At 69.1% G+C, this 12,502-nt stretch carries 10 protein-coding genes; 2 read left to right on the top strand and 8 right to left on the bottom strand.

Annotated features, from left to right (window positions below):
- Window positions 1-222 precede the first annotated feature (222 nt).
- The gene (locus ACGF2V_RS18940; protein ID WP_362619339.1) at window positions 223-1,575 is read right to left on the bottom strand and encodes an MFS transporter; all 1,353 of its coding nucleotides are present in this window, start codon (window positions 1,573-1,575) and stop codon (window positions 223-225) included.
- 328 nt (window positions 1,576-1,903) lie between these two features.
- Entirely contained in the window at window positions 1,904-2,194 is a 291-nt protein-coding gene (locus ACGF2V_RS18935; protein ID WP_389044274.1) for a Scr1 family TA system antitoxin-like transcriptional regulator, read from the bottom strand.
- A gap of 582 nt (window positions 2,195-2,776) precedes the next feature.
- Between ACGF2V_RS18935 and ACGF2V_RS18930 the strand changes: the two genes are divergently transcribed.
- Entirely contained in the window at window positions 2,777-3,787 is a 1,011-nt protein-coding gene (locus ACGF2V_RS18930; protein WP_362707142.1) for a helix-turn-helix domain-containing protein, read from the top strand.
- 352 nt (window positions 3,788-4,139) lie between these two features.
- A complete protein-coding gene (locus ACGF2V_RS18925; protein ID WP_362707232.1) occupies window positions 4,140-6,341 on the top strand; it encodes a PIG-L family deacetylase in 2,202 nt (733 codons plus the stop codon).
- Window positions 6,342-6,540: 199 nt separating this feature from the next.
- Here the strand turns inward: ACGF2V_RS18925 and tuf are convergent, their stop codons facing one another.
- The 6 genes from tuf to ACGF2V_RS18895 form a co-directional block, all read right to left on the bottom strand.
- A complete protein-coding gene (gene tuf / locus ACGF2V_RS18920; protein ID WP_362619203.1) occupies window positions 6,541-7,734 on the bottom strand; it encodes an elongation factor Tu in 1,194 nt (397 codons plus the stop codon).
- 160 nt (window positions 7,735-7,894) lie between these two features.
- A complete protein-coding gene (gene fusA, locus ACGF2V_RS18915) occupies window positions 7,895-10,021 on the bottom strand; it encodes an elongation factor G (RefSeq protein WP_362619200.1) in 2,127 nt (708 codons plus the stop codon).
- A 38-nt stretch (window positions 10,022-10,059) separates the two neighbouring features.
- Entirely contained in the window at window positions 10,060-10,530 is a 471-nt protein-coding gene (rpsG, locus tag ACGF2V_RS18910) for a 30S ribosomal protein S7 (protein WP_072485550.1), read from the bottom strand.
- Window positions 10,531-10,532: 2 nt separating this feature from the next.
- Window positions 10,533-10,904 (bottom strand): 30S ribosomal protein S12, encoded by a 372-nt coding sequence (gene rpsL / locus ACGF2V_RS18905; RefSeq protein ID WP_003948652.1) that lies wholly within the window; start codon window positions 10,902-10,904, stop codon window positions 10,533-10,535.
- A 302-nt stretch (window positions 10,905-11,206) separates the two neighbouring features.
- Entirely contained in the window at window positions 11,207-11,542 is a 336-nt protein-coding gene (locus ACGF2V_RS18900; RefSeq protein WP_362619198.1) for a hypothetical protein, read from the bottom strand.
- Window positions 11,543-11,668: 126 nt separating this feature from the next.
- Window positions 11,669-12,328 (bottom strand): hypothetical protein, encoded by a 660-nt coding sequence (locus ACGF2V_RS18895; protein WP_362619196.1) that lies wholly within the window; start codon window positions 12,326-12,328, stop codon window positions 11,669-11,671.
- Window positions 12,329-12,502 lie beyond the last annotated feature (174 nt).

Genomic DNA, 12,502 nt, shown 5'->3' with positions numbered 1-12,502 from the left:
CTCCATGAACTGCGTCCCGTAGGTCTCGGCGCCGGGCCGCGCGATGAGCAGCCGCCTCCCGCTTGGGCAGAACGGCTTGGAACTGGTCCCACAACGGGTCGGTGAGGGATGAGCGCAGGACGGGCAGACGACCTTCGCTCGGCTGCGGCGGGCGTTGACCAGCACGTCCCGACGGGGTGCGCCGCCCTGGCAGTCAGGGCGGCACACCCCGTCGGGCGAGGGTCACCCGGACTGTTCCTGCGGGTTTGCTGCGGGAGCCGGCACGGACATGCGCCAGGCCACGACCGCACCGGTCACGAGCCCCACGGCGGCCAGCAGGGTGGCGACCAGGAACGGATCGAGGGAGTGCAGGGTCGGAGCGAACCCGATCCCGACGCAGACCGCCACCCCGGTCGCACCGCCCAGCTGGTCAGCCGCGCGCTGGACGCCCGAGGCGATCCCGGCGTCGTCCTCGGTGATGCCGCTGACTGCGATGTACTGCAGTCCCACGATGCCGAACCCCATCCCAGCCGCGATCAGGAGCATGGCCGGGATCATCGCCACCCCGCCCGCCTGCAGGGCCGAGACGAGCGCGATCGTGGCCATCGCGACCGCGGTGAGCCCGATGCCGGCAAGCACACACGCGCGTGCTCCCCAGCGGCCCAGCAGACGAGGCACGAGCAGGGAGAACACGATCAGCGAGACCGCCAGAGGCAGCATCATCAGGCCCGCGCCCAGCGGGCCGATGTCCAATCGGTCCTGCAGGTAGAAGGTGAACAGCAGGAACGAGGTCGACAACCCCCCGCTCAGCAGCATCGTGGTCAGGTTGGCCGCCACACGCGTGCGGTGGGCGAAGAAGTGCAGCGGCAGCAGCGGGTTGCGCGAGCGTGCCTCGACACGCACGAACCCGGCCCCGGCGGCCACCGCCCCGGCCAGCGCCCCCGGGGCCACCCATGCGGGCATTCCGGGTTCACCGGCCTCGACCACGCCGAAGGTGAACAGCAGCGGGCAGGCGGTCAGCAGCAACGCGCCGGGAAGGTCCAGCGGCGGGGCGTCCTTGGCCACGGGCCGGTCACCCTCGACCAGGAAGACGGCTGCCAGCAGCACGACCAGGATGAACGGAACCGAGACCAGGAAGATCCACCGCCACCCCAGGTGGGCGGTGATGATTCCGGACAGGACGAATCCGAGCACGAGACCGCAGCTGGCCACCGCCGCCCACACGCTCAGGGCCCGCGACCGACGCGGTCCTTCGGGAAACATCAGGACGATGGTGGCCATCGCGGCAGGCAGCGCGATGGCCTCACCGACGCCCTGCAGCAAGCGCGCGACCACCAGCAGCTCAAAAGTGGGGGTCAGGGCTGCCAGCAGGGACGCGGCGCCGAACAGGCCGGTGCCGAGCAGCAGCACGCGCCGCCGCCCGAGCAGGTCGCCCAGTCGGCCACCGAGCATCAGGCTCCCGCCACCGGCGACCGTGTACCCGACCACGATCCAGGTCAGAGCGTGACTGTCGATGTCGAAGTCGGCGCCGATCGAGGGCAGGGCGATGTTGACCACGGTCACGTCGACCGCGATGAAGAACTGCAGCATGGACACCGCGCACAGCACCAGCCATGCGCGTGCAGGGGACGGGCTGTGCCCGCGTGAAGAAAGGATGCCTGAGAACATCAGGTGCTCCGTTGCTCAGAGGAAGCTCTGAGCAGCACGAACGTGCCGCTCCGGTCTGATCACGAAGCGGCTGGACGTCCAGGAAGAGTGTGTGAGTCGAACGCCCCGCCGCTAGCGGAACGTCCTGGTCACTGCGGCGCAAGCGGCCGCGCACGAAGCAGCAGACATGCCGTGAACGCTACCAGGGAGGAGACACCCGGGTCAGGCACCTGCCTACCGTCGCATGCCTTCACTCGTAGGCCCGTTCGCCAGAGTTTCAACGCGGTCGAAGATCGAGCGTCGTGCCATGCGTGCGGCCACCCACACGCTCCAACTCGTCCGCCGTGTAGGCGGGAAGCCACGATGCGAACAGGGCCCGCATGTGCTCCTCGGTCTGCAAGAGGCCGTTGACGTTGTGGTTGTGGTAAGCCTCCAGCTCAACGGCTGTCGTCTGGCGGCCGACGGCGGTGACCACGGCCGGCCCCGAGATGTCGTCGGGATCGACGTCCCAGCCCGGCTCGTCCGCCCCGGTGTCCCCACGTTCCGTACCGGCCTCGTCCACGCTCATCCGTGCCCCGCTTCCGACGCGCTCACCGTTCTCGACCCAACCCCTGGTGCCCCGGCACGTCACCCCGGACAGCCGGGACAACACTGGGCGGGCCCTGGACAACCCCGTACGCATGGGGCTCATTGCTCTTCACAGTACGCACACCCTGCTTCGCCGAGAGACGTGACGCAAGAAGTCACCCGAACCGAACATTCCGCTCGCACCCGGGAGTTCACCGTTCTGTTCTCCCGCACCCGTCGAGGCGCCAGGCTCGTCCGTCCCCCGCAAGGCGATCCGGGCCGAAATCGACCTGGTACCGCGACCGGTCCACCGGGTCGCGGAAACCCGCGACCCGGTGAGCCGCGTCGCCGCGCTCCACGACGCACAAGGCTTTAAGAACCTGGGGAAAACACCCTCCCCACCCAAACCCGACCCCCGTCCCGCACTCATCACTCGCGCGGGTGACACAGGGCAACTGGGCTGGATTTCAGGCAGGTTTGCTGGCTTATGCTCGCCGCGACAACCGCAGACATGCGACGGCCCCCGACGAGATTCCACCGTCTCAGCCGGGGGCCTGACCACCGAGGAAGAAGAGCCTTCCTGATGGATACCCCGCAGGTTACCGCGCCCCCGTGCGCCCCGTCTCCCGTCCCCGGAGACACGGCACCGTCGTCCGGCGTCATCCACGTCAACTTCCGGCATGCCGCGGGCTACACCGTCATCGGCAACCACCTCACCCAGCACCGCGGCCTCTCCCTCACCGCGATCGGTCTCGCCGCCCACATCCAGTCGCTCCCCGCCGGAGCCAGGATCGGCATCAAGCACCTCGCCGAACGCTTCCCCGAGAGCGAGACCCGCATCGCCGCCGCCCTGCGTGAGCTCGAAGCCCACGGCTACCTCCACCGCAGCCGCGTACGCCTCGCCGACGGCCGCATCGTCACCCGCACCGTCTCGTACAACCAGCCCGGCGCCACCACCCACCCCACCACGGCCCCTCGGCCCCGGACCGCTCCCGGCAAGCCGGCCCCACGGCCCGCGCCCACACCAGCGCCCACGCCTCCACCCCCACCGGCACCCGCGCCCGAACCGCACCCCGGCCCCTCCCCTTCCCCCTCCTCCTCCCCCGCCCCCGCAACACCCCCGGCCCCCGCACCGCAGCCGCATCCCGCCCCCACCGCGCGCACCACACCGCCTCCGCCGCTCCCCCAGCCGCAGGAGTTCACGCCGGAGCTTCAGCGCGCGGCCACCGCGCTCCTCGCCGACCTCCGCCGCCACGCACCCGGGCTCACCCTCTCCGAGAGCGATATCGCCGCCCTCGCCCCCGGCGTCGTCACCTGGCTCGAACGCGGCGCCCACCCCGACACCATCCGCCACGCCCTCACCACCGGCCTCCCCCACCCCCTGAAGCACCCGGCCAGGCTCCTCCGCCACCGGATCACCACACTCCTGCCACCCCCGCTCCCTGGCGCCGCAGAGCTCACCCCGCCCCACCACAGCGTCGCCGTCACCCCACTCCAGAACTGCGACACCTGCGACCGCGCCTTCCGCGCCGCCGACCCCGGTCACTGCCGCGCCTGCCGCGCCGAACAGGCAGCCCCGCACAAAGCAGCCTGACGGACCCGACGGCCGCTCCGCCCTCAACGAGGGCCGTGGCGCCGCACTGCGGCACCGCTCTCAGCCGAGCGGCCGGTCGTTCCGCGTGTCCAGGATCGACCACCGTTCGGTGCCCCCCGGGCCCCGGCCCGTACCCCGTCCGCCCGCCCGTACCCCGTCCGATGGTGCGGACCAGGCAACCCTCCCCCGTCGATCTCCGTCTATCCCCCCGCAGCAGCGGCTCGCCCCCTCCCCGCCGCGGTCTGCGCGGGCATCGGTTACGCAGCACAGGGTCGCCCGGCCGCTCGCTGCGGGGGAACGGACGGAGCACGGTGTGACGGATCGACCCGCGCCGCGCGCATCCCGCACGGGAATGCCGCGCCGCACGCTGCTGACGGCGACCGCCGCCGCGACGGGTTCGGTCGCCCTCGCCGCGTGCACGGCCCCCGCGCCGCCCCGCCGCCAGGACCCCGCCGCGAACCCGCTGCCCGGTCTGCCGATCAGCGCCTCGCGACGGGCCCTGATGATGCAGGTCCTCGCCCATCCGGACGACGACCTGTACTTCATGAACCCGGACACCCAGCAGGCGTTCCGCGACGGAACGCCCCTGGTGTGCGTGTACCTGACCGGAGGCGAAGCGGGCGGCGTCAACCGGATGCCCGGCCGGCCGCTTCCCTCCCCCGACAAGGCCGCGTACTCCTCCGCCCGGCACCAGGGGCTCCGCCAGGCGTACGCGACCCTGCTCGGCCTCGACCGGTTCACGGACTGGCAGGAGTCCGTCATCGACCTCCACGGTGGCCACCGAGCCGAGATCAACCGGCTCGCGCACGACGGCCGCAGCGTCGAGCTGATCCATATCAGCACCGCCATGCACACCACGTACGGACGGCTCGGGCTGCCCAGTCTCTGGCAGGACCGGCGCCTCGTGCTGCCCACCGTCGTCGCCGACGGCTCGCCGCTGCGGCAGGCCGGTTCGTACACCTACGACGGTCTGATCGACGTCCTGGTGGGGCTGTTCGACCAGTACCGGCCGACCGTCGTGCACACCCTGGACCCAGATCCCGACATCCAGCACAGCAGCGAGGCCGAGCGGCGCCGGGACAGCGAGCAGAAGGGCTACTCCGACCACCCCGACCACACCGCGGCCGCGCTGTTCACCTGGACGGCGCTGATCCGCTGGGTGGCGCGTGCCACCCGGGACGGCGGCGAGGTGCCCGGCTTCGTCACCACCGCCTACCGCGCGTACTACAACCGGCACTGGCCCAAGAACCTGCCGCCCGCCGTGCTCGCGGAGAAGGCCGCCCTCCTGGTGCCGTACGGCGGTTCGCCCGACTGGGACTGCGGCAACCCGGCCGGATGCGGCGACTACAACGTGGGCGGCGACCGGCCGCTCACCAACCGGAAGGGCTGGGTGCGCTCCACCCACTACCGCTACCCGGGCCCCCGGCCCGTCCTCGGCACCGAACCGGACGGCCGGCTCGTCGCGTACGGGGTGCTGGGGCTGCGGGCGGTCCGCTGGCGCGAGAGCGCTCCGGGCAGCGGGGTGTGGGACGCACCGGACGACCTCGGCGGCGGCCCGCTCGCCCCGGTGCTCGGCGGCGCGGCCCTGCCGGACGGGCGACAACTGCTCTTCGGGCTGCGGTTCGCCGCGCTCGGCGGGCACGGGGCGGACAACGAGCGCGAGATCGTCGTACTCGAACAGCGCTCCCCCGGCGGCGCCTTCCGCGCCTGGGAGGGGCTGGGCAACCCGGAGCACGGCCAGGACGCGGGCCGCCGGATCGGCGTCCCGGTCGCGGTCACCGCGCCCGACGGACGGGTCCATCTTTTCGTGCGGAACGCGGAGAAAGGTCTCAGCACCCGGGTACGGGACACGGACGGTCGGTGGAGCGGCTGGCGGGACATGGGCGGCGGCGAGGTCCAGGACGGCCTGAGCACCGTGGTGGACGCCGCCGACCGCGTCCACGTCTTCGCGGCGGGCCGGTTCGCGGTGCACCACTGGACGCAGGAGACCCCCGAGGACCCGGTCACCGCGCACACCCAGATCAGCGGGGTACCGGTCCCGGGCGACGGCCCGGCCGCGCTGACGGCCCCGGACGGGGCCATCGACCTCTCCTACCGCGCGGCGGCGAAGGCCGCGCTGACCACCGTACGGACCGGCGAGGTGCCGGACGAGAGCGACCCCCACGACCAAGGCCCGATCACCGACGACCACAGCGGCAACATCGACGACGCCGACCCGCTCACCGACGACCACAGCGGCAACATCGACGACGCCGAGCCGGTCATCGGCGACCGCGCCCGCGGCATCGACGACAACGGCAACGGCCGCGTCATCGACGGCCGACCCGGCTTCACCGGCTACGGCCCGGTGACCGCGGCCGGCCCGGCGCACTCCCCCGTCCTGCTCGGCCGCACCGAAAAGGGCCTGGTCCAGCTCCGTACACCCCGCGGCCTCTCCGTACGGACGCGCGGCCTCCCGCCCCTCGACGCCCCGGCCCTGCACCTCGGGCCGGACGCCCGCCCGGTGGTCGTGGCCCTGGGCGTCGACGCCCACCCCTGGCTCTGGCGCCCCTGACCGGCAAAACGGCGAACGCGCACACATCGCACCCGGCCGAACCCCACGAACAGCCCGTACGCACCGAAGAACCCCGTCGCGCCGAAGAAACCCCCCGCACACACCGAAAGGCCCCGGTCCACCGCGAACGCGGCGGGCCGGGGCCCTTCTTGGTGCTCTGTGCGGAGCAACCAGGTCAGACAGTCACGTACGCAGGTACTTACTTGACGATCTTGGTGACCTGGCCGGCGCCCACGGTCCGGCCACCCTCACGGATGGCGAACTTCAGGCCCTCCTCCATGGCGACCGGCTGGATCAGCTGGACCGACATGACGGTGTTGTCGCCCGGCATGACCATCTCGGTGCCCTCGGGGAGGGTCACGACGCCGGTCACGTCCGTGGTACGGAAGTAGAACTGCGGGCGGTAGTTGTTGAAGAACGGGGTGTGGCGGCCACCCTCGTCCTTCGACAGGATGTAGGCCTGGGCCTCGAAGTCGGTGTGCGGCGTGACCGAACCCGGCTTGATGATGACCTGGCCGCGCTCGACGTCCTCGCGCTTGATGCCACGGAGGAGCAGACCGACGTTCTCACCGGCCTGGCCCTCGTCGAGGAGCTTGCGGAACATCTCGATGCCGGTGACCGTGGTGGTGGTCTTCTCCGGACGGATACCGACGATGTCGACGGTCTCGTTGACCTTGAGGACACCACGCTCGATACGACCGGTGACGACGGTGCCACGGCCGGTGATCGTGAAGACGTCCTCGATCGGCATCAGGAACGGCTTGTCGACGTCGCGCTCGGGCTGCGGGATCGCCTCGTCGACGGCCTTCATCAGGTCGAGGACGGACTGGCCCCACTCCTTGTCGCCCTCAAGGGCCTTGAGCGCGGAGACCTTGACGACCGGAACGTCGTCGCCCGGGAACTCGTACTCGGAGAGGAGCTCACGGACCTCGAGCTCGACGAGCTCCAGGATCTCCTCGTCGTCCACCATGTCGGCCTTGTTCAGGGCGACGACGATGTACGGAACGCCGACCTGGCGGGCCAGGAGCACGTGCTCCTTGGTCTGCGGCATCGGGCCGTCGGTGGCGGCGACCACGAGGATGGCGCCGTCCATCTGCGCGGCACCGGTGATCATGTTCTTGATGTAGTCGGCGTGACCCGGGCAGTCGACGTGCGCGTAGTGACGCTGCTCCGTCTGGTACTCGACGTGCGCGATGGAGATGGTGATACCGCGCTGGCGCTCCTCAGGAGCCTTGTCGATCTGGTCGAAGGCCGAGGCCTCGTTCAGGTCCGGGTACGCGTCGTGCAGCACCTTGGTAATGGCGGCCGTGAGGGTCGTCTTACCGTGGTCGATGTGACCGATGGTGCCGATGTTGACGTGCGGCTTAGTCCGCTCGAACTTCGCCTTCGCCACTGGGTCCTCCTGTGGAGTGGTTCTGTACGCCTTGCTTCATCGGCGCCAGGTGATCTTTGCTGGGATGCCGGGGCCGGAGGCATCCGACACGTCGCTCGTGCTCCGCGTCGGATGCCCCACCAGGCTCCGGTGACAAGCCTAAAGCGTGAGCTCGGGAGAGTTACTCGCCCTTGGCCTTCGCGATGATCTCCTCGGCGACGTTCCGCGGAACCTCGGCGTAGGAGTCGAACTGCATCGAGTAGCTTGCGCGACCCGAGGTCTTGCTGCGGAGGTCTCCGACGTAGCCGAACATCTCCGAAAGGGGCACGAGGCCCTTCACGACGCGAGCGCCGCTGCGCTCCTCCATGGCCTGGATCTGGCCACGGCGGGAGTTGATGTCGCCGATGACATCGCCCATGTAGTCCTCGGGCGTGGTGACCTCGACGGCCATCATCGGTTCGAGGAGCACGGGGGACGCCTTGCGCGCGGCCTCCTTGAAGGCCTGCGAACCGGCGATCTTGAAGGCCAGCTCGGAGGAGTCGACCTCGTGGTAGGCACCGTCGAGAAGAATGACGCGGACGCCCGTCATCTCGTAGCCGGCCAGGATGCCGAACTGCATGGCTTCCTGCGCACCCGCGTCCACCGAGGGGATGTACTCCTTGGGGATGCGGCCACCGGTGACCTTGTTGACGAACTCGTACGAGGACTCGCCGCCCTCGATGGGCTCGATCGCGATCTGCACCTTGGCGAACTGACCGGTACCACCGGTCTGCTTCTTGTGGGTGTAGTCGACGCGCTCGACGGCCTTGCGGATCGTCTCGCGGTACGCGACCTGCGGCTTGCCGACGTTCGCCTCGACGCGGAACTCGCGCTTCATGCGGTCGACGAGCACTTCGAGGTGCAGCTCGCCCATACCACCGATGATGGTCTGGCCGGTCTCCTCGTCGGAGTGCACCTGGAAGGACGGGTCCTCCTCGGAGAGGCGCTGGATGGCGACACCCAGCTTCTCCTGGTCGCCCTTGGACTTGGGCTCGATGGCGACCTGGATGACCGGCGCCGGGAAGTCCATGGACTCCAGGATCACCGGCGACTTGTCGTCGCAGAGCGTCTCACCGGTGGTGGTCTGCTTCAGGCCCATGACGGCGATGATGTCGCCGGCGCCCACCGAGTCGATCTCCTCACGCTTGTTCGCGTGCATGCGGTAGATCTTCCCGATGCGCTCCTTCTTGCCCTTGACGGAGTTCAGCACCGAGGTGCCGGAATCCAGGCGGCCCGAGTAGACCCGGACGAAGGTGAGCTTGCCGAGGTGCGGGTCGCTCATGATCTTGAACGCCAGCGCCGCGAGCGGCTCGTCGTCGGACGGCTTGCGCTTGACGACGACCTCGGGGTCCTTGACGTCGTGGCCCTCGATGGCCTCGACGTCCAGGGGGGAGGGCAGGAAGCGCACGACGGCGTCGAGCAGGGGCTGGACACCCTTGTTCTTGAACGCGGTGCCGCAGAACACCGGGGTGACGGTCGTCTCGCCGCCCTTGCCGGAGTTGATCGTGATGCGACGGATCGCGGCGTAGAGCTGCTCCGCGGTGGGCTCCTGGCCCTCCAGGTACAGCTCCATGATCTCTTCGTCGTTCTCCGCGACCGACTCGAGGAGCTTGCCGCGCCACTCGTCGGCGGCCTCGGCCAGCTCGGCCGGGATGTCGACGACGTTGTACGCCTCGCCCTTGGTCGCTTCCGCGGGGTAGACGAACGCCTTCATCGTCACGAGGTCGACGACACCCGTGAAGTCGGCCTCGGCACCGATCGGGAGCTGCATCACGATCGGGGTCGCGCCGAGGCGGTCCGTGATCATGCCGACGCAGCGCAGGAAGTCGGCGCCGGTGCGGTCGAGCTTGTTGACGAAGCAGATGCGCGGAACGCCGTAGCGGTCCGCCTGACGCCACACGGTCTCGGACTGCGGCTCGACGCCCGCCACACCGTCGAACACGGTGACGGCGCCGTCGAGGACGCGGAGCGAACGCTCCACCTCGACGGTGAAGTCGACGTGGCCCGGGGTGTCGATGATGTTGATGGTGTGGTCAACATCCTCGAGCGGCCAGTGGCAGGTCGTCGCGGCGGACGTGATGGTGATGCCGCGCTCCTGCTCCTGCTCCATCCAGTCCATCGTGGCGGAGCCCTCGTGGGTCTCGCCGATCTTGTACGAAACGCCGGTGTAGAACAGGATCCGCTCGGTGGTGGTCGTCTTGCCCGCGTCGATGTGGGCCATGATCCCGATGTTGCGGACCTTGGCCAGGTCAAGCGAAGTGGTGGCCATAAGGCTCAGTCTTCTCTCGGTCTCGATGTGGGTAGCGACTACCAGCGGTAGTGCGCGAAGGCCTTGTTGGACTCGGCCATCTTGTGGGTGTCCTCACGCTTCTTGACTGCGGCGCCAAGACCGTTGGACGCGTCGAGCAGCTCGTTCATGAGGCGCTCGGTCATGGTCTTCTCGCGGCGGGCGCGGGAGTAACCCACGAGCCAGCGCAGCGCGAGCGTGGAGGCACGGCCGGGCTTGACCTCGATCGGCACCTGGTAGGTGGCACCACCGACGCGGCGGGACTTGACCTCCAGCGACGGCTTGACGTTCTCGAGCGCGCGCTTCAGCGTGATGACCGGGTCGTTGCCGGTCTTCTCGCGGAGGCCCTCCATGGCGCCGTACACGATCCGCTCAGCGGTGGAACGCTTGCCGTCGAGCAGGATCTTGTTGATCAGCGAGGTGACAAGAGGAGAGTTGTAGACCGGGTCGATGATGACCGGGCGCTTCGGGGCGGGGCCCTTACGAGGCATTCTTACTTCTCCTTCTTGGCGCCGTAGCGGCTGCGGGCCTGCTTGCGGTTCTTGACACCCTGGGTGTCGAGCGAGCCGCGGATGATCTTGTAGCGAACACCCGGCAGGTCCTTCACACGGCCACCACGCACGAGCACGATGGAGTGCTCCTGCAGGTTGTGTCCCTCACCCGGGATGTAGGCCGTGACCTCGATACCGGAGGTCAGACGCACACGCGCGACCTTACGGAGCGCCGAGTTCGGCTTCTTCGGGGTGGTCGTGAACACACGCGTGCAGACGCCGCGGCGCTGAGGCGAACCCTCGAGTGCGGGCGTCTTGTTCTTTTCGACCTTGTCCTGCCGGCCCTTGCGGACCAGCTGCTGGATCGTAGGCACTACTTCTCCGGTTTCTGTGTGCCGTTCGTCAAACTAACCTGGAACGTCACCGACCCACGCGGTCGGGTGTGTCGAATCCTGCAGGCCACTGCCGCAAGGCAGGACGGGCGCAGATTGCGGCGGCCGTAGAGGAACTCACCATGCGGCTGAAGACACGCACACGAGTCCAGGCACACCCCAGGCACAAGGTATGAGCGTACCTACCTCGTCGACTCCGGTCAAAACAAATGCGTCTCGCACGGACACGCCGGGGCTTTTCTCACCCTTGAACCCGAGTTCACGCTCTCCTCGAAAGGCGCCGATCACCCGGCTCGGCCGTCTTGCGCCTGGTTCAGCCCATTCCGCTCGAGGTGGCTCCGAATCAGCAGGAGATCGTCCCGGTCCTTCTGCCGCGTGGATCTTCCCTTCCAGGCGAGAACATCCAGAAGGGGGCAGAACGGTATCCCGCAGATGAATTCCGCTCTCTCGATGAGAGAGTCCGGGTCGGACGAACCGGGCAGCCAGGAGTCGAAGAATTCCAGGGTTCCGCCGAAGAGTCGCACCATGCGGCCGTGCCCGGACGGCGCCGGGCCCGGTTCGGCCAAATCGGCGACGGCCTTCCATGCCGCCCCTCTCGCCACGATGTCCAGGTCGCCCACGTTCCGTCTGATCCCATGGGCCAGGAGTGGTCCGCTCCCCGCGACGACATAATCCCGGTGCGCCAGCCCGAGGGACAACAGCCTCCGGACGAGTGGGTGCTCGGTGAGGTGCAAGTGCCTCTCCTTCTAGAGGACGGACAGTCCCACTGCTGAACGAGCGGCCATTCCCATCACCAAGGACGCGATGACGCTGGCCAGTGTACCGATGAGGAAGTATTCGGAGGCGTGTTTGCCGTGGTCGTTCGTGGGGACCCGCGCCAGTGACTTGGCGGCGAGCACAAGAGCCGCGGCTTCGGGCTGGCCGGCGGCGATGAAGACGAAGAGAAGCCCGCGCTCCAGCAAGCCGATGTTCTTGCTTCCGCTCATGAAATCCAGGGCCTTGGTCTTCTCCGGGCCATCCGGCATCGACTCGACCTCCGCGCGTACCGGGGCCGTGGCCGCCCTGCTCAGAGCCCCGCCACCGAACACCGCCAGGAGAAGGGCGGACAGAAAGATCGCCGGCCGGTCGCTGAGCAGGAACTCCCCGCTCAGCGTGGCCGTCTTACTGCCGGCCGTCCACAGCGCCAGAACCGCGGCGAGGGCCATGAGGACCGCACCGACCCGCCTCGCGGCCATCGAGGTGCCACTGCTCAGGGGCAGAGTCAGCGAGAAACCCGGCGACCACGCCCCGGCCGAGTGGTGCATGAGAGCCGAACCACCCGCGAGCAGTACGGCGATCGCGAAGGCCCACCACGCCTTCGCCTCGTCCATGTACGGAGCGATGACGTACGCGCCGTACAACGTCACGAAGGAGACGGTCAGCCACGGGCGGGTGCGTTGCCATCCCGTCCCCCACGGCATCGATAACGCCGCCGACAATCCGAAGAACACCCGTTCCGTTTCCATACTCGCCCCCCAAAGCCGGCCCACAGGACCTGTTGATCGAATCCGGGACTTTACCGCGCCGACCGCGCACGGAAC

Source organism: Streptomyces sp. NPDC047982 (assembly GCF_043204165.1).
Lineage (GTDB): Bacteria > Actinomycetota > Actinomycetes > Streptomycetales > Streptomycetaceae > Streptomyces.
Note: the sequence above shows the minus strand (reverse complement) of the source record. Positions and strands in the feature narration are given on the sequence as shown.

Excerpts from the sequence above, each read along its gene's own strand:
- ACGF2V_RS18935 (WP_389044274.1), bottom strand. The coding sequence starts at position 2,194 with ATGAGCGTGGACGAGGCCGGTACGGAACGTGGGGACACCGGGGCGGAC.
- ACGF2V_RS18930 (WP_362707142.1), top strand. The coding sequence starts at position 2,777 with ATGGATACCCCGCAGGTTACCGCGCCCCCGTGCGCCCCGTCTCCCGTC.
- ACGF2V_RS18925 (WP_362707232.1), top strand. The coding sequence starts at position 4,140 with ATGCCGCGCCGCACGCTGCTGACGGCGACCGCCGCCGCGACGGGTTCG.
- fusA (WP_362619200.1), bottom strand. The coding sequence starts at position 10,021 with ATGGCCACCACTTCGCTTGACCTGGCCAAGGTCCGCAACATCGGGATC.
- rpsG (WP_072485550.1), bottom strand. The coding sequence starts at position 10,530 with ATGCCTCGTAAGGGCCCCGCCCCGAAGCGCCCGGTCATCATCGACCCG.